The following is a 20,463-nucleotide window of genomic DNA, read 5'->3' as shown; positions in this document are numbered from 1 at the left end:
ACCACCGCATACGCCGGACGCACTCCCAGGGTCCGATTGTCCCCGTCGTTCTGGGAGTCAGACCACCGTATACGCCGGAGCGGCTCCCCAGAGCAGTCAGGCGCCGTCGCGGTGGGTGATGGCGGCCGGCAGCATGCGCGCCCGACCGATCCGGTCGAGGGCGAAGGTGCGCTCGGCCGTACGCAGGTGGCACCAGCCCGTCAGCAGATCGTCCACGAACCGCCACGGGTCGACCACGCGGTCCGTCGCAACCCCGCCGCGCGACGACGCGTAGTAGTCGAGCCGGACCTGACGCTCCTCGGCGACCGCACGCGTCAGCAGCGCGCGGATCGCCTGGGGGCCCACCGCCTGCTCGACGCGGTCCGGCAATGCAGGCTGGCTGGAGCTCGCCGCGACCTGCAGGTCCTCGACGAGCGGCAGGTTCGCCTCGCGCAGCGCGCGGACCACGGTGGCGGGCGACCCGGTCGACACGGCCACCGTCGGCGCCACCAGTTGCAGACGCCCGGCGGCGAGCGCGACCGCGCGGTGGAGCAGGTCGGCGTCCTCGCAGATGACGACCGCGCCGGCCGGCTCGACGCTCAGCCGCGCGGCGCCGGTGAACGGCTCGTCGTCGGCCTCGTCGGGTGGCTCGTGCGCACCGGCCAGGTAGCCCTCACGTGCCTCCCGGACGGCGACGACACGGCCGGCGTCGTCGACCATCACGAACGCGCGCCGCTGCAGCCAGTCCAGTGGGGTCGGCAGCATCCCTCGCGCCCACCAGCCGCGTCCGAGCAACTGCTCCACCGACAGCGGTCCCTCGTGGAGCAGGCGCAGGAACGCGCTGCGCGCGACTGGCGGCGACTGCTCGAGCTGCTGGCGGACGAAGCCGAACTGGGCGAAGGCGTCGCGCAGTGCACGCAGGGCCGTCGTCCTGCCGGTCGGCGCCTCGACGCCGAGCAGTCGCAGCGCCTCCCGCGTCTCTTCGAGCCGGAGACGGTCGAGCACGTCAGCGCTCCTCGGTCGCGCCAGCCTGCTCGATCTCGACGTCCTGGCTGCCCTCAGCGAACAGGGCGTCCACGAACGCGTCCGGGTCGAAGGTCGCGAGGTCCTCGATGTCCTCGCCGAGCCCGACCAGCTTGACCGGCAGGCCGAGCTGGCGCTGGATCGCGACGACGATCCCACCCTTGGCGGTGCCGTCGAGCTTGGTGAGCACCACCCCGGTGACGTCCACGGCCTCGGCGAACGCCTTCGCCTGGGCAAGGCCGTTCTGGCCGGTGGTCGCGTCGAGGACCAGCAGCACCTCGTCGACGCGCCCGGCCTCACGGTCGAGCACCCGCTTGACCTTGCTCAGCTCGCCCATGAGTGCGCGCTTGTTCTGCAGCCGCCCTGCGGTGTCGACCATCAGCAGGTCTGCTCCGGCAGCCGAGGCCGCGGACCAGCCGTCGAAGGCGACAGCGGCGGGATCGGCACCCTCCTCCTGCCGCACCACCCGGGCGCCCGCACGCTCACCCCACAGCGCGAGCTGATCGGCGGCGGCGGCACGGAAGGTGTCTGCGGCGGCCAGCACGACGGTCCGTCCGACGGCGCGCTCACGCGCGGCCACCTTGCCGATCGAGGTCGTCTTGCCGGTCCCGTTGACACCGGTGATCAGCCAGACGGTCGTGCCGTCCTCACGCCACGCGAGGCTGCGGTCGGCCACGCCCAGCTCGAGGCGCAGGACCTCCTTGAGCAGCTCGAGCACCTCGGGGCCGCTGCGGATGTTCTCGGCCCGCACCCGCTCGCGCAGGCCGGCGACCAGCTCCAGCGTCGCATCGACGCCGACGTCGGCGGCGATCAGCGAGTCCTCCAGTTCGTCCCACACGTCGTCGTCGACGCCGCCATGGAAGATGGCCACGATCGCGCCGCCCAGGCCCGACCGCGCGCGACCCAGCCGCAAGCGGAAGCGCTCCGCCGGTGACAGCGCCGGTGCGGGCGGGGCGGCGACCGACGGGGCGGCGTCGGTGACCTCCGGCGCTCCGGCCGGCTGCGGCTCGTCGGCCTCCGGGACGTCGATCGTCGGAGCCCGGTCGGCGAGCTGCTCGGCGGTCTGCTCGTCGAGCGGTGGTGGGTGGCGACGGACGCGCAGCAGCGCGACGAACACGACGGCGACGAGTACGCCGAGCACCGTCGCGAGGATGACAGCTTCCATGATCGTTCCTGCTCGCGGAGGGTGTGGGGGGTCAGGCCGAAAGGCCGTCGTTGATCAGCGACCGTACCTGATCGGCGAGGACCAGCAACGGGCCGTCGGCCCGGCGCACGATCCGCCCGTCGGGGTCGATGACGAACAGCCACGGTTCGGTCGGCAGGTTCCAGGCCTGGACGGGTTCGCCCAGCGTGGAACCCTCGTCGGAGAAGATCTCGCAGTGGATGAACTGCACGTCGTCGAACCCGTTCCGGCGCACCTTCTCGACGACGTCGACCGTCGGGCCACACACCGCGGTCTGGCAGAACGCGGGCGTGGCGAACAGCAGCACGATCGGCTGTCCCGCCAGGAGCGCCTCGTCGAGGCTGACCTCGTGCATGCCGCAGGGTTGCTCGCGGGTGCACAGGGTCGTGTAGCCCAGCGGGTCCCCCTCGGTGGGTGTCGCGACCGCCTGTGCCTGCTGCCCCGGAGCTGGCAGCTGGCTGGACGACGCATCACGCACGTCGACCGCGACCGTGCCGGCCTGTCCGTCGTCGGTGACGACCACGACCTCGTGCAGCCCGGCGCTGGGAAACGCGGCGTCGACGGTGTAGAGGCCACCTGGTGGGACGTCCACGTCCGCGGGCGTCGCCGACCACGGACCAACCGGCTCGCCCCCGTTCGACGGCACCGCGTAGACCTGCGCCGACGCACCCTCGATCGGCTCCTGCTCCAGTGTGAACAGGCCGAACACGAACGGGTTGGGCTGATCGATGAGCTGCTCGAACGTCGCGGCGACGACCGCGAGCGACACCTCCGCGTCGGGCGCTACCGCGGACACGGCCTCCTCGCCCGGGTCCGACGTGGCGCTCGCCGCCGAGCTCGGGTCCTGCGACGCGTGCCCGCCGCTGCCACCGCAGGCCGCCAGCGCGCCTCCGGCGCCCAGCACCGCGAGCACACGTAGGAAGGCCCGCCGGTCGATCGTGGTGTCGATGGGAGCTGGTGCTGTCATGTGGCGGAGGCCTCGCTGTCGTCGGAGCTGCGGTCCGTGGACACGATCGTGCCGTGCCGTGTGCCGCGGCGCAGTCAGGCGACGTCGGACAACCGCTGGCTGAGCACCTTGGAGACCCCGCCGGTCCGCATCGTGACGCCGTACAGCACGTCGGCGACCTCCATGGTCCGCTTCTGGTGGGTCACCACGATCAGCTGGCTGCTGGACCGGAACTCGTCGATGACGTCGAGCACCCGCTGGAGGTTGATGTCGTCCAGCGCCGCCTCGACCTCGTCGAGCACGTAGAACGGCGACGGACGGGCCGCGAAGATCGCGAACGCCAGCGCGAGCGCCACGAGCGAGCGTTCCCCGCCCGACAGGAGCGACAGCCGGGACACCCGCTTGCCGGCCGGACGCGCCAGCACATCGACGCCGGTCGTGAGCAGGTCGTCGGGGTCAGTCAGCTCCAGACGACCCTCGCCGCCGGGGAACAGGCGCTCGAACAGGCGCTCGAACTCGACGGCGACGTCGGCGAACGCCTGGCCGAAGATCTCACGGATCCGCTCGTCGACGGCCGTGACCATCTCGAGGAGGTCCTGGCGCGACCGTTCGAGGTCGTCGAGCTGCTCGCTGAGGAAGCGCTGCCGCTCCTTGAGCGCCTCGAACTCGTCGACCGCGAGCGGGTTGACCGGCCCCAGCAGGGCGACCTGACGGGCAAGGTCCTCCTCGGTGGAGACCAGCTCCGCACGACGTTCGTCACCGACCGAGGCCGGGTCGTCGTCGACCAGCCCGTCGGGATCCAGGCCGAGGTCGCGGGCGCGCGTGCGAGCATCGTCCAGTGCGTGGCGCGCCTCGGCGACGGCAAGCTCGCCGGTGTGCTGGCTGCGGGTGTGGTCGGACAGCTCACGCTCGGCGTCGGACGACCGCGAGCGCAACGCTCCGAGCGCCGCCTGCTGCTCGTCGCGGCGCGCCTCAACCGTGGACCGCTCCGCAGCGGACGCGTCGAGCGCGTCCATACCGGCCCGCAGCGCGTGGTCGACGACCTCGGCGAGCGCGCGGCACCGCTCGACGGCGATGCGCCGCCGTTCCTGGCGCTCGTCGGCGGCTGCCCAGGCGCGCTCGAGCTCTGCAGCCTCCCGTTCGGCGACGGCGATGCGCCGCGCGATCTCGTCCCGACGGCTGACCGCCGACGACAAGGCGACGCGCGCGTCGACCTCGCGCTCCTGCGCCGCCCGCAGCGCGTCGACGAGACGCTCTGCCTCGACGTCGGCGCCACCGTCGTCCTCCGTGGCGTCGGGCTGCGCGGCCGCCTCGAGCACGGCGAGCTCGTTGCTGCGTGACCCCACCTCGCGGTCGACCTGCTCAGCGGCCTGCTCGACGGCTTCGAGCTCACGATGGTAGGCCGCGGCCTCCGCCTCGAGCCTGCGCAGCTGTTCCGCCCGCTCGTCGCGTGCCACCGTCGCGACGCGAAGCTCAACGACGACCGCCGACCTGGCCTCCTCGGCGGCCACGAAGGCGGACTGTGCGGACGCGGCCCGTCCGGCGATGTCGGCCGCCTCGTCGTCGACGGTGGCAAGCTGCCAGCGCGCATCGCCGAGCGCCGCGTGCCGCTCGACGGTGGAGCCGGGCGGGGTGCTGCCGACCACGTAGCCGCGGGCGCCCGCGAGCTCGCCGGCCGTGGTGACCACGGTCAGGTCGGGGCGTTCCCGGGCCACCCGGCAGGCGGTGTCGTAGTCGTCGACGACGACGGTGTCGCGCAGCAGGGGCGCGATCGCGGAGACGACCGGAGCCGGGCCCTCGAGCAGGTCGACCGCGGCTCGGGCACCGTCGGGTACGGCACGTGCCCGTGGACGGCTGGCACCGGCGACCAGCAGGTGGACACGGCCGTCGTCTCCGTCGCGCACCTGTCGTGCCGCCGCTTCCGCCGCGTCGGGATCCGCCACGATCAACGCCTCGGCCGCCGGGCCGAGGGCGACGCCGATGGCCCGTTCGTCGCCCGCGGCGACGGTGAGCTGCTCGGCGAGGAGACCCACGACGCCCGCGGGCCGGCCGTCCAGGAGGGTGCGCGTCCCGTCGGTCACGTCTGCCGCAGCGGCGGCGAGCGCGTCGACACGCGCAGCCAGCGCGGCGCGCCGCCGCTCGCAGTCACGCTCTTCGGCGATGACCTCGTCGAGCGCCGCCCGCAGCGCGTCGACCTCGGTGTCGGCGGCCTCGGCGGCTGCGATCTGCGTCTCGCACCGCGCCCGCTGCTCCTCGTACGCCGCGCGCGCCGCGGCGATGTCGTCGGCATGTCGCTGGTCGCGCTCCCGCAGCGCGCTCAGCCGGCCGCCGATGCGTCCCTGCTCGCTGACGGCTCGTGCGAGCGTGGATCGCAGGGCAGCGACTTCGCCCTCCCAGCGCAGGCGGAGCTCCCGCGCAGCGGCCCGGCGCCGCGCCTCCGCGGCAGCGGCCTGCGCGTGGGCCCGGCGGACGCGATCGGCCTCCTCGTGTGCGGCCACGGCATGGGTGAGCACGCCCTGGTTCTGGGCCACCTCGCGCTCGGCCGCTGCCAGCGCTTCGCGCTCCTGGCCTGCCGCCTTGCGCAGGTCGGCGGGGTCGCGCAGCATCACGGGCTCGTCGAGTGCGGTCTGCAGGCCGATCTGGCGCTCGGTGATCTGGGTCCGCACCGATCGCAACCGCTCCAGGCCGTTGGCCAGCCGGAAGTGGGCGGACGCCGCACGCTCGGCGGCGTGCCGCAGCTCGGCTAGCGCGCCCTCCGCCATCTCCTGCTCGGCGCGCAGGCGCTCGAGCCGCTCCTGCAGGCGCCGCGCCGCACTCGCCTGGTCGGCGTGGCGGTCGGCCACCGCGGCGTACCGGCGGGTGGACCGCACCAGCATGTCGGTGACGCGCTCGATGCGGACCGCGCGCAGCTGGGCCGCCAGCTCGGCGTGCCGCGCCGCAGCCTCGGCCTGGCGTTCCAGCGGGCGCAGGCTCCGCCTGAGCTCGCGGTCGACGTCGGCCAGCCGCTCCGCGTGCTCGGCCATCTGGGTCAGCTTTCGGACTGCACGGTCCTTGCGGCGGCGGTGCTTGGTGATGCCTGCGGCCTCGTCGATGAACGCGCGGCGATCCTCCGGACGGGCGGTCAGGATCGCGTCGAGCTGGCCCTGGCTGACGATGGTGTGGCTCTCGCGCCCCAGTCCGGTGTCACTCAGCAGCTCGGCGATGTCGAGCTGGCGACAGGCCGTGCCGTTGATCGAGTACTCGGTCTCGCCCGAGGCGAACATCGCACGGCCCACGGTGATCTCGCTGAGGTCCAGCGGTACGGCGCCATCGGAGTTGTCGATTGTGATCTCGACCGATGCCCACCCCAGCGCGGGGCGACCGGGCGCTCCGGCGAAGATGACGTCGGACATCGCGCCGCCGCGCAGAGAGCGGGGGCTCTGGGTCCCCAGCACCCACGTGAGCGCGTCCACGACGTTGGACTTGCCTGAGCCGTTGGGCCCGACGATGACCGTGACACCGGGCTCCATGGCGAGGGTCGTCTTGTCGGCGAACGACTTGAAGCCGCGCAGGGTGAGGGACGACAGATACACGCGTCGCAGTCTAGGGAGCGGCCCCGACCGGACCAAACACCCCCGACGTGCCGTGCACGCGCACGAAAAAGAGCGGCATCAGGTGCCGCTCTGTGGTCGTGTGGTGCGATCAGCTGGTGAGGACCACCTCACGCTCGGCGATCGCACGCAGTCGGGCAACTTCCTCCTGCAACGCGAGCTTCTCGGCCTCGCTGGCCGCAAGCTCCTCGCGCAGGCCGGCTACCCTCGCCCGCAGTGATGTGAGCTCTGCGAGCATCTGGTAGGGCCGATGATCCATGGCTCCGATGAGCGCCTTCATGCAGGTCGTCCTCTCAGGTCTACTCGGCTCGGTGCACCCGCACATCGTCGACGACGGGTGGCCGCAAGACGATGGAAGCGACACGATCCCAGCGCGATCCGCTGACGCGTCACATTTTCACGATTGCACTATACCCTATTGCGGGCGATCGCACGCAACCGTCGCACGACGATCATCGCTGCTTCATGACCGGCGGCGCCAGCCCGCGGCGTGGTTCGTGACACGCCACGGAATGCGCAGATCATACGCTGTCAGCATGCGAACGCTCAAACGACTGCTGCTGTGGTGGGCCGCGTCCACCGTGGCGACCGTCGCAGCGGCGCTATGGGCCGCGGGACGCTCGCGCCCCGAGCCCCCGGCGGATGCCAGCCCCGATCCTCCACCGCAGCTCCCACCGGCACGGATCATCCCCGTGGCCGGCCACGGAGAGCTGTTCGTCCGCGACGCCGTCGGCCCCGCGCCGGGCGCGCCCACAGTGCTGCTGCTGCACGGCTGGATGTTTCCGGCCGACATGCACTGGTTCTCGTCGTACGGCCCGCTGTCGGAGCGCGCGCGGGTGCTTGCACCCGACCACCGCGGTCACGGCCGCGGCACACGCCCGTCTCGACCGTTCCGGCTGACCGACGTCGCCGATGACGCAGCGGCACTGATCCGCGCGCTGGACGCCGGCCCGGTCACGGCCGTCGGCTACTCGATGGGGGGCCCGATCGCCCTGCTCCTGTGGCAGCGTCACCCCGAGCTGGTGTCCGGCCTGGTGCTGTGCGCCACGAGCGCAACCTTCAACGTCACCCGGACCGACCACTGGCTGTGGCGCGGCATGGGAGTCCTGCAGCTGGTCATGCGCCTGTTCCCGCGCCACTGGTGGGAGCGGGCGTTGCACGCCGTCATCGGTGGCAGGATGCCCCTACAGCTGACACGGATGATCGGGATCGACCTTCCCGACCAGCTCGCCGGCCTACTGCCCTGGATGGTCGGCGAGGTTGACCGTGGCAGCGCCGAGGACATCGCCGAAGCCGGACGGGAGCTGTCGCGGTTCGACGCTCGCGCGTGGATGGCGACCGTCGACGTCCCCGCCGCAGTCATCGTCACGACGCGCGACAAGCTGGTCGGCGTCGCCAACCAGCGCGACCTGGCCGCCCGGCTTGGTCCGGGCACGACCGTCATCGAGCTCGACGTCGACCACGACGCAATGATCGCGCGGGCCGACGTGTTCGCTCCGGCGCTGCTGGCCGCGGTCGACGCCGTGACCAGCTCCGGATGTGTCCGCCCTCAGGTGGTCGGCGAGCCGGCGCGAGCCGAGCAGGGACGGGTGGCCACGGGCAAGGTCAGGTCTGACAGCCCGAGCAGGCGAACACCGTGACACCGTCGACGTCGATCTGCCCGATCGGGCGTCGGCACCGCACACACTGCTCGCCGACGCGCTCGTAGACCTTGACGAAGTCGGCGTACCCGACCTCTTCCTCTTCGGCGTCGACATCGGTGACGTTGACGCCACCCTGCTTGACGGCCTCGTACAGGACCTCGAAGATCGCCCGATACAGCCGCCGCACCTCCTGGCTGCTCAGGCTGTTGCTCGGGCGCGTGGGCGCCAGCCCCGCCGACCACAGGATCTCGTCAGCGTACAGGTCGCCGAGTCCGAGGATGAACGTCTCGTCACGCAGCAGCAACGCGAGCGGCTGCTGGCGCAGCACAAGCTCCTGACCGAACGCGTGCCACGTGAAGGTGTCCGCCAGTGCGTCGATGCCACCCGTCGACAGCTCCGGAAGCGCGTCCAGCTCGGGGGTCGGCACCACGAACAGCTCGGCGTCCTTGACGGGGTCGACCAGGTGCAGGGCCCCGCCGGTGGTGAACGACGCGGTGAACTGAGTGTCAGGCCCCGCCTCCTCGGTCGCGGTCTCCCGCCTCAGCGCACCACGCGACCCGAGGGCGATCACCAGTGTCAGGTCCTCGTCGAGCTCGAACAACAGCAGCCGGCCCCGCCGGGTGACCGACTCGATCTTGCGCCCGTCCAGCGCCCTGTAGAACTCCGGCCGGTTGCGGTGCCGTCCAACCGAGGACGCGCTCTTGACGTTGACCGTCTTGAAGCGCTTTCCCTGGACCTCCTTCTCGAGCTCCTTGCGGATCACCTCGACCTCGGGCAGGTAGGTCACGCGTGCTCTCCTGTTGCATCCGACCGGCTGCCGGCAACAGTACCGGCGACGTCAATTCGGTCGTGCGTCTCGCCGACCCGTTCGGCGAGGACCGCGTACGCCTCGCGCGCGGCCTCCTGCTCGGCTGCCTTCTTGCTGCGCCCATGCCCCCGTCCGAGCCGCTCCCCGTCGAGGATGGCCTCGGCCACGAACTCCTTGTCGTGGTCGGGCCCGGAGTCGGTCACCTCGTACACCGGCAGCGACGACAGACGGGCGGCGGCGAGCTCCTGTAACGAGGTCTTGTAGTCCAGCGCGGCGTGCTGGGTCGACAGCTCCTCGATCAGGGGGCGGAACAGGGCACGGATGACCGTCGTGACGGTCTCCAGGCCCTGGTCGAGGTAGATCGCGCCGAACACGGCCTCGAGCGTGTCCGCCAGGATCGAGTCCTTGTCGCGCCCGCCCGACTGCTCCTCGCCGCGGCCCAGCTTGACCGCCGCGCCGAGATCCACCGCGCGGGCGAGCTCCGCAAGACGTGCAGTGTTGACCATGGCCGCACGCAGCTTGGCCAGCCGCCCCTCACGAGCGTCCGACAACCCGCGGAAGATCTCGTCTGTGATCACGAGCTGGAGCACAGCGTCGCCCAGGAACTCCAGCCGCTCGTTGTCCGGCGTGCCACCCGCTTCGAAGGCGAAGCTGCGGTGGGTCAGCGCACGGGTCCACAGCTCCGGATCGGAAACCTCCACAGCCAGTGCACGTTGCAGCGCGATGCCACCACAGGTCGGCATCACAGCCGTGGGACCGTCGCGGTCCCCCCGCGCACGCACATCGCGTCGGCCTACGCGCCCACCTCCAGGACGCGTCGACCACGGTAGTAACCGCAGACGCCGCACACGGTATGGGGCTGCAGCGGGGACGAGCACTGTCCACAGGTGGACATCGTGGGCTTGCGCAATGCGAGCCAGTTTGACCGGCGGTGCCGCGTGCGGGAGCGTGACTTCTTGCGCTTTGGGACAGCCATGACGGTCTTTCGTTGCTAGCGGGCGTCCGGAAGACGCAGCTCGGACAGGGCGGCCCACCGTGGGTCCTGCTGCTCGGGGTGGCCGTTGCACGGCGCGACGTTCAGATCGGTGCCGCAGACGGGGCACAGCCCGACGCAGTCCGGGCGGCACAGCGGCCGGACCGGCATGACGGTGGCCAGTGCGTCCCGGATCAGCGTGTCGATGTCGATGGTGGCGTCGACGATGTCGTACCCAGGCTCGACGTCCTCCTCCGCGCCGACCCTGGCGCTGAACATCTCGATGACGTCGGCGTGGATCTGCTCGTCGCGCTCGGCGAGGCACCGGGCGCACGCGACCCGTGCCGGTGCCGTCACCGTGCCCTGCACCAGCAGACCGTCGACCACGCGCTCGATGATGGCCACGACCGTCACCCGCGGACCGACCTCGATCAACTCATCGGCGAAGTTCGCGGGCACGGCGACATGCCGGTCGAGCGACCTGGTCGCTCCCGGCCGGTCGATCAACGAACGGACGTCGATCAGCGTGTCGGCAGGTGAGGGCATGGGTCTGAAGCAGGCAGTCGGAAGACGCAGCGGGCGTCAGATTGTACGAACACTCAAGCATATCACGGAGGTGTGCGGCACTGTCCCGGCCGAGTCGGCTCAGGCGCGCTCGTGATCGAACAGCGCCTGGTCATTGCCGGTCAGGTCGATCGACATGTCGTCGCCATCCGAGCGCAACCTGTCACGGCCCGCTGCGACCGTCTTGAGGGTCTTGGTCAGGATCAGCTCGAAGCGCGCGAGCTGGCCGTCGATGTAGTCCTCCGCCTCGAGCTTCATGGTACGCGCCTGCTCGGTCGCCTCGCGGTGGACGCGCTTGGCCTCCCGCTCGGCCGTGCGCATCACCTCGGTCTCCCCCGCCAGCCGCATGCACTCCTGCCGTGCGTCGGCGACGATGCGCTGCACGGTCTGCTCGGCCTCCTCCAAAAGGCTCTCGCGCTCCCGCAGCACCCACCGGGCCTGGCGCAGCTCGTCGGGCAGCAGCTCGCGGATCTCCCCGACCAGCTGGGTCAGCGCCTCACGGCTGACCAGCACAGAGGCCGACAGTGGCATCGGCCGCGCCTCTGACAGGGCCAGCTCGAGCTCGTCGAGGCGTTCCTCGAGCTCGCCCAGCGTGATCTCACTCATCTGACGTCCCCTTGCTGGCGTACTTCGCCCGCAGGCTGTCGTTGACCGCCGCCGGCACGAACGGCGTCACGTCACCGCCGAAGCGTGCCACTTCCTTCACCAGTGTGGACGACAGGAACGAGTGCAGTGGACTGGTCGCGACGAAGAATGTCTCCACATCGGCCAGGCGGTGGTTCATCTGGGCCATCTCGAGCTCGCTCTCGAAGTCGCTGACCGCACGCAGGCCACGCACCACGATCCGGACGTCATGCGCGCGGCAGAAGTCGACCAGGAGCCCTTCGAACGTGGCGATCTCGACGTTATCGAGGTGTGACGTGGCCACTTCGAGTAGATCGACGCGCCGGTCGAGCTCGAACAGCGGCTGCTTGCCGACGTTGCGCAGGCACGCCACCAGTAGGTGGTCGAAATGCGCCGCGGCGCGTTCGATCACGTCGACGTGACCGTTGGTGACCGGGTCGAACGTCCCGGGGCACACCGCCGCATTGCTCATGACGTGTGCCTACCGCTGCTGCATGAGCCACGCGACGTGTGCCCACCGCTGCCGCTGCATGAGGCATTCACGCGTCCGGACCACCTTCCTGCTCGTCGGCTGCTCCGCTCCGCACGTAGTACAACACCGTGTCGCCGTACGTGCGCACATCCGTGACGGCGAGGATGTCGTTCGGGAGCACGAACGCGTCACCGTGCCGTGAGCGTTCGATGGCCATGAGGGCGTCGGGCGCCACGTGGCCACCGCGCACCAGGGAGTCCAGCAGGACCACCACGTCGGTGGCGGACCCATGGTAGGGCGGGTCGCACAGGACCACGTCGAAGACCGGTGCGTCGGCGTCCGTCGCGACCTCGTCGACGTACCGGGCCGCGGTGACGACCCGCACATCGGCGATCAGCCCCAGCGCCTCGAGGTTCGCCCGCAGTACGCGCGCTACCGCGGGGTCGCGTTCGACGAACGTCGCGTGGGCAGCACCGCGTGACAGCGCCTCGATGCCGAGCGCCCCCGTGCCGGCGAACAGGTCGAGCACCTTCGCTCCGACCACACGGTCGCCCAGTGTCGAGAACAACGCCTCCCGCACCCGGTCACTGGTCGGCCGCACCGCGCGACCCTTCGGGACGTCCAGACGCCGTCCGCCGAGGGTGCCGGCCACGACGCGCGTCATGGGACCCCACCCGCCGCTCCAGCGCAGGAGGTCAGGCCATGCGACCTACCGCTGCCGCTGCATGAGGTCAGGTCACGTGACCTACCGCTGCCGCTGCATGAGGTCATGACGTCTCGAGCTCGGCGATGCGTGCGTCGCCGTAGCGGCGGCGGACCTCCTGTTCCAGCTCGGCGTACGGGTCCAGCCCGCCCTCGGTCTCCACGAGCGCACGGGCGTCGTCACGGGTGTGCTTCACCCAGTGCTCGTCCCGGATGAGCTTGGCGAGCTTGAGGTCCGGCAGGCCGGACTGCCGTGTGTCGAACAGGCTGCCCTCGCCACGCAGGCGCAGATCGATCTCGGCGAGCTCGAACCCGTCGCTCGTCTTCACCAGCGCCTCGAGGCGCTCGTTGTCCTCGGGGGCGCGGGAGAACAGCACGCAGTAGCTGCGGCCACTGCCACGGCCGACGCGGCCACGCAGCTGATGGAGCTGGCTGAGACCGAACCGGTCGGCGTCCTCGATGATCATGATCGTGGCCTCCGGCACGTCGACGCCCACCTCGATGACCGTCGTCGAGACCAGCACCTGCGTGGCGCCGCTGCGGAACGCGGCCATGGCCTCGTCCTTCTCGGACGAAGCCAGCTGGCCATGGACGAGGCCGACGTCGAGGTCGCGGAGCACCTCGTCGGCCAGCCGCCGACGGATCGTCTCTGCCGACGCGACGTCCTCGAGCGCCTCGGAGTCGCTGACCAGCGGGCAGACCACGTACGCACGCTCCCCTGCCGCGACCCGCTGGCGGACGAAGTCGTAGAGGCGTCCCCGCCGCGGCGAGTCGCTGTGCAGCGCCGTCGTCGTGATCGGCTGACGTCCCGGAGGGAGCTCGTCGAGGATCGTGACGTCCAGGTCACCGTAGATGGTCAGTGCGAGCGACCGCGGGATCGGCGTCGCGGTCATGACGAGCACGTCGGGCGACCGACCGTCTTCGCGCTTGTCCTTGAGCCTGGCCCGGTGACGCACGCCGAAGCGGTGCTGCTCGTCGACGACCACCAGGCCGAGGTCGTGGAACATGACCCTGGGCTCGAGGAGCGCATGGGTGCCGACCACCATCTGGATGTCGCCGGCGGCGAGCTGTGCCAGGATCTGCCGCAGCTGGGCGTTGGTCGTGCTACCGGTCAGCAGCGCGAGCCGCGGACCGTCAAGCATGTTCAGCCCGAGCGGTGCCAGCAGCTGCTCGAAGGTGCGGACGTGCTGCTCGGCGAGCACCTCGGTGGGTGCCATGAGCGCCGCCTGGCGCCCGTTGTCCACGGCCGTCAGCATGGCCCGCGCCGCCACGAGGGTCTTGCCCGCACCGACGTCGCCCTGCAGCAGCCGGTGCATCGGGCGGGGCCCGGCCATGTCGTCGTCAATCTCCGCGAAGGCGTTCAGCTGTGCCTTGGTCGGCATGAACGGCAGCCCGACGGCGAGCTGCGACACCAGCGCGCCGGTGACCGGTGGTTGCCCCAGCCCGATCTCATCGGCCTCCAAGCGGTGGCGGCGCCGCTGCAGACCCACCTGCAGGGTGAGCAGCTCGTCGTAGACCAGCCGGTCTCGGGCCGGACGGACAGCTGCCAACGACTCCGGCCGGTGGATGGTGCGCAGCGCGTCATCGAGCTCGACCAGGCCATGCGCCGCGCGTAGCACGATCGGCACGAAGTCCTCCACCGGGGCCAGCTCGTCGAGCGCGGACTCGATGAGCCCCCGCAGCCGCGCGCTCGAGAGCTTCTCGGTCGCCGGGTAGGTCGGCACGATGCGCGCCTCGGACGCCACGCCACCGGCGTCGTCCAGCTCCACGACCGTGGGATTCTTGAGCTGCAGGTCGCCCCGGAACCGCTCGAGCGTGCCCGCGAGCGCGACCCTGCTGCCCTCGGGGTGACGGCGTGCGCGCCATTCCTGATTGAAGAACGGCGCGTCCACGAGTGCCCCACCGTCGGTCCGCACGCGCGCACGCGCGATCGTCAGCTTTCGGCGACGCGGCCGGATGATCCGCCAGCGATCGATCACGCCGATGATCGTGATCTGCTCGTCGAGCAGCTCCAGAGTGGGCTCCTCGACGGCGCCGAGATCCCGGTACTTGCCCTGCACCGGGTAGTGGGTGACGAGCTCCCGGACCGTGGTGATGCCGAACGCTGACCGCAGCACGCCGGCGATCCGTGCGCTCACGCCCGGAACCTCCGTGACCGCCGCATCGAGCCAGGTCGCCGCGTCACCGCGTTGCCACGTCACGTGGTCGTCGAGTTGGTCCTGCGTGTCCATGGTCCTTCGACGTCGTCGGTCGGTGCGATGGCCTCCCGAGTGTACGCAGCCCGGACTCCACGCCTTGCGAAGCCACCGGGCGCCGGTACTATTCCGACTGCCGGTTCGCGCGTCGGCGACCCATCATTGCTCCGCGGTCCTCGCTGTGCCTGCCGCGCACGCCCTGCGGCTGCGCTCAACGCCGACCGCCCGCGGACGAAACGGCGGCACACGCCCGCGGGCCCCGCGCCCCGCACCCGACCCGGCCGGCGACGATCACGACGTACCGAACGCGAAGGACCACCCGATGGCTGCCGTCTGCGAGATCTGCGGAAAAGGCCCACACTTCAGCTACCAGGTGAGCTTCTCCCACCGCCGGAGCAAGCGACGCTGGAACCCGAACATCCAGCGCATCCGCGTCTGGGACGGCACGCGGACCCGCCGTAGGGACGTGTGCACGTCCTGCATGAAGGCCGGCAAGGTGCAGCGGCCACCGCAGCGCACGGTTTGATCGTCGCCGCACCGGCGTGATCCTCATCGACCCGCCGGTGTGGCGGTGGCGCGGTCAACGCTGGTCGCACCTGGCCAGCGACACCGCGTACGACGAGCTCCACGACTTCGCGGCCCGGCTCGGCCTGCGCCGCGACTGGTTCCAGGGCGACCACTACGACCTACCCGAGCACCTGTGGGACGACGCCGTCGCGCTCGGCGCCACTCCGATCGACAGCCGTGACCTTGTGCGCCGGCTCCGTACCGCCGGCCTGCGCCGCCGACGTCGCGACCGCCCCGACTCACCCTGACGTAGAACCCGCGCATGGCGCGACGTCGCGCTGGTGCTCGGCCACCGAACGTGTGAGGATCGACGTGGTCGCGGTCCCCGTGCCCGCGGCCGTGGCCATGGCGCGCGAGAGGGTGACATGAGCGGCAGTGGCAGATCGTGTTCCGTGGATGTGACGCGCGTCACATCAGTCGCGGGACACAGCGGTGGTGACGGGTCCGGGACATGATCACGGCCTACATCCTCGTCCTCACGCAGGTGGGCCGGTCGGCGGACGTGGCCAAGGCGATCCGCGCCCTGCCCGGCGTCGAGTCGAGTGACGACGTCACCGGGCCCTACGACGTGATCGTGCGTGCATGCGCGAGCGACATCAACGAGCTGGGCCGGTTGGTCGTCGCACGGATCCAGGCGATCGACGGTATCGACCGCACGCTGACCTGCCCGGTGGTCAGCCTCTGAGCACCCGGATGCCGAGGTGCTTCCCGTCAGGGTGAGAAGCGGGCCTCGGAGTCGGCCGCCTCGAACGCGAGCTCGAGGAGCCGCTCGACCAGCTGCGGGGTGCCGAGCCCCTGCCGTTCCCACACGTACGGGAACATCGACGCCGCGGTGAAGCCGGGGATGGTGTTGATCTCGTTGAGCAGCACCTCGCCGCCCGCATAGAACAGGTCCACCCGCGCCATGCCCCGCGCACCGATCGCGAGGTAGGCGCTGCGGGCGAGCTCCATGCACCTGTCACGCACGTCGTCGGGGACATCGGCCGGACACCTCAGCTGCAGGTCGTCATCGAGGTACTTGCCTTCGAAGTCATAGAACTCGTTGCCCGTCAGCACCTCGCCCGGGAACGTGACCTCGATCTCGGCGTTGCCGAGCACACCGCACTCCAGCTCACGCAGGTCCTCGAGCCCCTGCTCAACCAGCACGCAGCGGTCGTAGTCGAGCGCCTCGTCGATGCCGGCCGCGAGGTCGTGGCGGTGGCGGACCTTGCGGATCCCGATCGACGATCCCTGCCGGGCCGGCTTGGTGAACATCGGATAGGGCAGCTGGTCCTCGATCTCGTCGAGCACGCCCGACCGGTCCTGCTCGACCCGCCATCGCCGGACGACGACGTAGGGCACCTGTGGCAGGCCGCGGGCGGTGAACACGTTCTTCATCTGGCGCTTGTCGATACCGATGGCGCTTGCCGCGACGCACGCGCCGACGTACGGCACCCGCATGCTGGCCAGCAGGCCCTGTACGGTGCCGTCCTCCCCGTAGGGGCCGTGCAGCACCGGGAAGCAGACGTCGACGGGGCCGAGGACATCCACCTCGTCGTCATCGCGGAAGCGGACCAGCCGCGGCCCCTTGACGCCGTTGACCAGCCCGACCGTGTCGCCGTCGTCGGGCACGCTCGGCAGGCCGTCGCTGGCCTGGGGAACGTCGTCGACCAGCGTCCACCTGCCGTCACGGGTGATGCCGACCGTGGTCACCCGGTACCGGTCGCGGTCGAGCGCCGCAACGATGTTGCGCGCGGACAGGCACGAGATCTCGTGCTCCGGAGACCTTCCGCCGAACAGCACGAGGACGCGAACGGGATGCAGCCCAATCACCATCGCGGGAGGCCGTCGACTGTGGCGTGGAGCGGGCGGGTGATCATGGTGCGGAGGAGTCTAGAGCCTCCTGCGCGGGCTCGATCTACAGTGCACAGGTGTCCATCACGGCAATCGTGCCCCTCAAGGCCCTGCACAGGTCCAAGCAGCGCCTGGCCGGCCACCTGGACGACGGCGAGCGGGCGGCGTTGATGGCCCGTCTGTTCACCCACGTCGTCGGCGTCTGCGCAGCGGCATCCGCCATCACCGACGTCTGCGCCGTCGTCGGCGACGAGCACGGCGCAGCGCTCGCACGGGGAGCTGGCGTGACCTGGCTCCGTGAGCCGACTGCCGAGCTCAATGCCGCGGTGGCGCACGCCACCGACCGGATCTCGGGCGACGCGTCGCTGGTCGTCGTCGCCGACCTGCCCCGGCTGACGGTGACCGACATCGACCGCGTCGCAGCCGCCGGTGCGGTCGGCCCGGCTGTGGTCGTCGCCCGCACCCATGACGGTGGCACGGGTGCACTGCTTCGGCGCCCCGCCGACGTCATCGAACCAGCCTTCGGTCCTGCATCCGCGGCCGCGCACCTCGCTGCAGGTCAACGGGTAGGGGTGCGCACCGTGCTGCTGTCGACATCCGGCCTCGTCCATGACGTCGACCGTGCCGGAGACCTGCATCGCTACGCTGGCATTCTCGGCCGACCCGGCGCCACATAGCTGCGCCGGCGCCGGCCGGTCCGCTGTACACGGGACCGGGCACCTCCTGCAGTTGACGAGAGACCACCGCCGAGGAGCACGACATGCCGCAGGGAACCATCAAGGACTTCGACATCGAGTCGGGCGCCGGAACCCTGGTCGACGACGAGAGCGCCGAGCTCAGCTTCGACACCCAGGCGTTCGTCGACAGCGGGCTCGTCGAGCTGCGACTCGGCCAGCGTGTCCGCTTCCGCCGTGACGGTGAGCGGGTCACCGACCTCCAGATCGTCAGCCTGTGACCGACGCCACCCGAGGCGCGGCGGTTGACGCCGTCGCGTGGATCAGCGCAGCGCTCGCCGTCGGGTCGGCGCTGCTTGCCGTCGGGCACGTTGGTGTGCGGATCCCGGTCGTGTCCGCACTCGGTCCGGGCGGCTCGGCGCCTGTCGTGCCGGCGGCCATCGCCTTCGCCGTCGCAGCCTGCCTCCACGGCGGCGTGGCCTACGGCGTGGCACGACGCCGCCCGTGGGCCTGGCCACTGGGGGTCCTGGTTGCCGCCGTTACACTGCTCGGCGCCGCCGTGCCGTTCCGCGGAGCGGGCAGCGTGGTCGGCATCATGCTCGCAGGCTCGGAGCTCGGGCTGCTGCTTACCCGCCGCATCCGCCGAGCGATCCTGCGGCCCGCCTCCTGACGCCGCGTCCACCCCCGAACGTCGCTGCACCACCTTCGGCCACGAACTTCGGGGTGGTAGTCACACTTCGCGCATGGGCCGAAATGCGCTCACCACCCCGAACTCCGCTACACCACCCCGACGTTCGCCGAGCCACCAGCACTCAGGACGCGCTGCGGGTGCGTCGAAGAGTGACAGGAAGACGACAACACGTAGCCCCGACCGGATTTGAACCGGCGCCGCTGCCTTGAGAGGGCAGTGTCCTAGGCCGCTAGACGACGGGGCCATGTCAACCGGGATCCTAGCGCAGGACGCCCAGTCGCACTTGCTCGGGGGGAAGGACTCGAACCCTCAACGACTGGACCAGAACCAGCTGTGTTGCCAATTACACCACCCCCGAAGGGCGGTCCCGACCATAGCAGCGGCGGGTGTACCCAACAACAGGTCAGGCGCTGGAGGGAGCGGCCACGAGCGACCGTGCAGCACGGATCCGATCCACCACCACGTCGCGGTCCATGACGGCCAGGGTCTCCGGCAGCGGCGGGCTGACCGCCGTGCCCGTGACTGCGACGCGGACGGGCTGGAACGTCTTGCCCCGCCCCAGGCCGAGATCCTGAGCGATGCCGTCCAGCGCCTCCATGATCTCGTCGGTCGTCCACGACGAGAGACCCGCGAGCGCAGGCGCGGCAGCGTCGAGGACCTCCCCCGCCCGGTGCTTCAAATGCTTGCGGACCGCCGCATCGTCGTAGGTGACCTCGTCGGCGAAGCAGAAGCCGATCAGGGGCACTGCCTCGGCCAGCATCTGGATGCGCTCCTGGATCAGCGGCGTCAGCGCGACGAGCAGCGCGCGCTGCTCGTCGGTCGGTTCACCGGACAGGGCCCCGTCGGCCTGGAGGAGCGGTACGAGGCGGCCGGCCAGGTCGTCGACCGGCAGGTCGCGGATGCGGTCGCCGTTCATCGACCGCAGCTTGTCAGTGTCGAACGCGGCCGGATTGCGCCCGACACGGTCGAACGAGAACCGCTCGATGAGCTCCTCGGTCGTGAAGCGCTCGGTGACACCGTCGTAGCTCCAGCCGCACAACGCGAGGAAGTTCACCAGCGTCTCAGGCAGCACGCCCTGACGGCGGAACTCGTCGACGGCGACCGAGCCGTGGCGCTTCGACAGCGGCTTGCGGTCGTCGCCCACCAGCAGCGGCAGGTGGGCGTATGCGGGCACCTCAGGCTCGGGCACACCTGCGATGCCGACAGCCTTCAGCGCGGTCTGGAGCACGGTCCGCCCATCGTCACCACGTGCGAGCAGGCGATCGATCAGCAGGCGCTGGCGCGGCGTCGCCGACAGCAGGTCCTCGCCACGGGCGATCAGCGTGATGCCCATCGCCAGGTCGTCGACGGTATTGGCCAGCAGGTATGTCGCCGTGCCGTCAGCACGCCGGACCACGAAGTCGGACACATCCGTCCAGTCGAACGCGACCTCACCGCGCACGAGGTCGACGACCTCGATCGTACGGCTGTCCGGCGTCCGCAGGCGGAGCGCCGGCGCGCGACCCTCGGCGCGGAACGCAGAGCGCTGCTCCTCGCTGAGGTCGCGGTGGCCACCGTCGTAGCCCGGAGCGCGACCCTCCCGTTGCGCCGCCTCCCGCTGGGCCGCCAGCTCCTCGGGCGTCTCGAAGGCCTCGTAGGCGGCACCGGAGGCCAGCAGCAGGTCGGCGACCCGGCCGTACAGCGCCTGACGCTCGCTCTGACGGTACGGTCCGTACGGCCCGCCGACCTCGGGGCCCTCGTCCCAGGTCAGTCCCAGGAACCGCAGCGCGTCGACCATCCCCCGCAGCGAAGCGTCGGTGGCACGCTGGGCGTCGGTGTCCTCGACACGGAACACGAAGGCGCCGCCGTGGCGGCGGGCGTGCAGCCAGTTGTAGAGCGCGGTGCGGGCCCCGCCCACATGCAGCCGTCCGCTGGGTGCCGGGCAGAAGCGGACCCGCGGTGTCGGTGTGGACATCAGAAGACCTCTCTGGTGATGAAGTGCGCGCCGACCCTTCGG

General features: G+C 70.9%; 21 protein-coding genes and 2 tRNA genes. 7 read left to right on the top strand and 16 right to left on the bottom strand.

Annotated elements, in window-relative coordinates:
• Nucleotides 1–96: 96 nt before the first annotated feature.
• From VK923_10490 to VK923_10470, 5 genes are all read right to left on the bottom strand, one after another.
• A complete protein-coding gene (locus tag VK923_10490; GenBank protein HSJ45097.1) occupies nucleotides 97–984 on the bottom strand; it encodes a WYL domain-containing protein in 888 nt (295 codons plus the stop codon).
• A gap of 1 nt (nucleotide 985) precedes the next feature.
• Nucleotides 986–2,167, bottom strand: a complete 1,182-nt coding sequence (gene ftsY, locus VK923_10485) for a signal recognition particle-docking protein FtsY (protein ID HSJ45096.1) — start codon at nucleotides 2,165–2,167, stop codon at nucleotides 986–988.
• 31 nt (nucleotides 2,168–2,198) lie between these two features.
• Complete coding sequence (locus tag VK923_10480; protein HSJ45095.1) at nucleotides 2,199–3,152, bottom strand: hypothetical protein; 954 nt, start codon at nucleotides 3,150–3,152, stop codon at nucleotides 2,199–2,201.
• A gap of 74 nt (nucleotides 3,153–3,226) precedes the next feature.
• Nucleotides 3,227–6,703, bottom strand: coding sequence for a chromosome segregation protein SMC (gene smc, locus VK923_10475; protein ID HSJ45094.1), 3,477 nt, complete (start codon nucleotides 6,701–6,703; stop codon nucleotides 3,227–3,229).
• A gap of 109 nt (nucleotides 6,704–6,812) precedes the next feature.
• Nucleotides 6,813–7,001 carry a hypothetical protein gene (locus VK923_10470; protein ID HSJ45093.1) on the bottom strand — a complete coding sequence of 63 codons (189 nt, stop codon included), beginning with the start codon at nucleotides 6,999–7,001 and terminating at the stop codon, nucleotides 6,813–6,815.
• A 256-nt stretch (nucleotides 7,002–7,257) separates the two neighbouring features.
• On the opposite strand from VK923_10470, the gene VK923_10465 reads away from it, so the two are divergent.
• Nucleotides 7,258–8,361, top strand: a complete 1,104-nt coding sequence (locus VK923_10465) for an alpha/beta hydrolase (protein ID HSJ45092.1) — start codon at nucleotides 7,258–7,260, stop codon at nucleotides 8,359–8,361.
• Here the strand turns inward: VK923_10465 and VK923_10460 are convergent.
• From VK923_10460 to recG, 7 genes are all read right to left on the bottom strand, one after another.
• Nucleotides 8,327–9,151 (bottom strand): DNA-formamidopyrimidine glycosylase family protein, encoded by an 825-nt coding sequence (locus VK923_10460; GenBank protein HSJ45091.1) that lies wholly within the window; start codon nucleotides 9,149–9,151, stop codon nucleotides 8,327–8,329. The two genes, VK923_10465 and VK923_10460, sit on opposite strands and share 35 nt — an antisense overlap.
• Nucleotides 9,148–9,915 (bottom strand): ribonuclease III, encoded by a 768-nt coding sequence (gene rnc, locus VK923_10455; protein ID HSJ45090.1) that lies wholly within the window; start codon nucleotides 9,913–9,915, stop codon nucleotides 9,148–9,150. The genes VK923_10460 and rnc overlap by 4 nt, the downstream gene beginning before the upstream one ends.
• Nucleotides 9,916–10,163: 248 nt before the next feature.
• The gene (locus VK923_10450) at nucleotides 10,164–10,691 is read right to left on the bottom strand and encodes a DUF177 domain-containing protein (protein ID HSJ45089.1); all 528 of its coding nucleotides are present in this window, start codon (nucleotides 10,689–10,691) and stop codon (nucleotides 10,164–10,166) included.
• Nucleotides 10,692–10,790: 99 nt separating this feature from the next.
• Complete coding sequence (locus VK923_10445; GenBank protein ID HSJ45088.1) at nucleotides 10,791–11,315, bottom strand: hypothetical protein; 525 nt, start codon at nucleotides 11,313–11,315, stop codon at nucleotides 10,791–10,793.
• Nucleotides 11,308–11,805, bottom strand: a complete 498-nt coding sequence (gene coaD / locus VK923_10440; GenBank protein HSJ45087.1) for a pantetheine-phosphate adenylyltransferase — start codon at nucleotides 11,803–11,805, stop codon at nucleotides 11,308–11,310. Before coaD ends, VK923_10445 begins: the two co-directional genes overlap by 8 nt.
• Before the next feature lie 67 nt (nucleotides 11,806–11,872).
• Nucleotides 11,873–12,469 (bottom strand): 16S rRNA (guanine(966)-N(2))-methyltransferase RsmD, encoded by a 597-nt coding sequence (gene rsmD / locus VK923_10435; protein HSJ45086.1) that lies wholly within the window; start codon nucleotides 12,467–12,469, stop codon nucleotides 11,873–11,875.
• 103 nt (nucleotides 12,470–12,572) lie between these two features.
• On the bottom strand, nucleotides 12,573–14,738 hold the full coding sequence (gene recG / locus VK923_10430) for an ATP-dependent DNA helicase RecG (GenBank protein HSJ45085.1): 2,166 nt from the start codon (nucleotides 14,736–14,738) through the stop codon (nucleotides 12,573–12,575).
• A 286-nt stretch (nucleotides 14,739–15,024) separates the two neighbouring features.
• Between recG and rpmB the strand changes: the two genes are divergently transcribed.
• The 3 genes from rpmB to VK923_10415 all read left to right on the top strand — a co-directional run bounded on the left by rpmB (nucleotide 15,025) and on the right by VK923_10415 (nucleotide 15,954).
• On the top strand, nucleotides 15,025–15,228 hold the full coding sequence (gene rpmB, locus VK923_10425) for a 50S ribosomal protein L28 (protein ID HSJ45084.1): 204 nt from the start codon (nucleotides 15,025–15,027) through the stop codon (nucleotides 15,226–15,228).
• Between the two features lie 16 nt (nucleotides 15,229–15,244).
• On the top strand, nucleotides 15,245–15,517 hold the full coding sequence (locus VK923_10420; protein HSJ45083.1) for a DUF4031 domain-containing protein: 273 nt from the start codon (nucleotides 15,245–15,247) through the stop codon (nucleotides 15,515–15,517).
• 203 nt (nucleotides 15,518–15,720) lie between these two features.
• Nucleotides 15,721–15,954, top strand: coding sequence for an Lrp/AsnC ligand binding domain-containing protein (locus VK923_10415; protein HSJ45082.1), 234 nt, complete (start codon nucleotides 15,721–15,723; stop codon nucleotides 15,952–15,954).
• A 26-nt stretch (nucleotides 15,955–15,980) separates the two neighbouring features.
• Here the strand turns inward: VK923_10415 and VK923_10410 are convergent, their stop codons facing one another.
• On the bottom strand, nucleotides 15,981–17,084 hold the full coding sequence (locus VK923_10410) for a D-alanine--D-alanine ligase family protein (protein ID HSJ45081.1): 1,104 nt from the start codon (nucleotides 17,082–17,084) through the stop codon (nucleotides 15,981–15,983).
• A gap of 95 nt (nucleotides 17,085–17,179) precedes the next feature.
• Here VK923_10410 and cofC point away from each other — a divergent pair, with 95 nt between their 5' ends.
• The 3 genes from cofC (at nucleotide 17,180) to VK923_10395 (ending at nucleotide 18,446) form a co-directional block, all read left to right on the top strand.
• Nucleotides 17,180–17,779 carry a 2-phospho-L-lactate guanylyltransferase gene (cofC, locus tag VK923_10405; protein ID HSJ45080.1) on the top strand — a complete coding sequence of 200 codons (600 nt, stop codon included), beginning with the start codon at nucleotides 17,180–17,182 and terminating at the stop codon, nucleotides 17,777–17,779.
• A gap of 83 nt (nucleotides 17,780–17,862) precedes the next feature.
• Nucleotides 17,863–18,057 (top strand): hypothetical protein, encoded by a 195-nt coding sequence (locus VK923_10400; protein ID HSJ45079.1) that lies wholly within the window; start codon nucleotides 17,863–17,865, stop codon nucleotides 18,055–18,057.
• The gene (locus VK923_10395; GenBank protein HSJ45078.1) at nucleotides 18,054–18,446 is read left to right on the top strand and encodes a hypothetical protein; all 393 of its coding nucleotides are present in this window, start codon (nucleotides 18,054–18,056) and stop codon (nucleotides 18,444–18,446) included. The genes VK923_10400 and VK923_10395 overlap by 4 nt, the downstream gene beginning before the upstream one ends.
• Nucleotides 18,447–18,638: 192 nt before the next feature.
• Here VK923_10395 and VK923_10390 read toward each other — a convergent pair.
• From VK923_10390 to gltX, 3 genes are all read right to left on the bottom strand, one after another.
• Nucleotides 18,639–18,711: transfer RNA gene (locus VK923_10390), tRNA-Glu, on the bottom strand.
• Nucleotides 18,712–18,753: 42 nt separating this feature from the next.
• Nucleotides 18,754–18,825, bottom strand: a tRNA-Gln gene (locus tag VK923_10385).
• Nucleotides 18,826–18,870: 45 nt separating this feature from the next.
• A complete protein-coding gene (gene gltX, locus VK923_10380) occupies nucleotides 18,871–20,421 on the bottom strand; it encodes a glutamate--tRNA ligase (GenBank protein HSJ45077.1) in 1,551 nt (516 codons plus the stop codon).
• Between the last annotated feature and the right edge of the window lie 42 nt (nucleotides 20,422–20,463).

Source organism: Euzebyales bacterium, assembly GCA_035461305.1.
GTDB lineage: Bacteria > Actinomycetota > Nitriliruptoria > Euzebyales > JAHELV01 > JAHELV01.
Note: the sequence above shows the minus strand (reverse complement) of the source record. Positions and strands in the feature narration are given on the sequence as shown.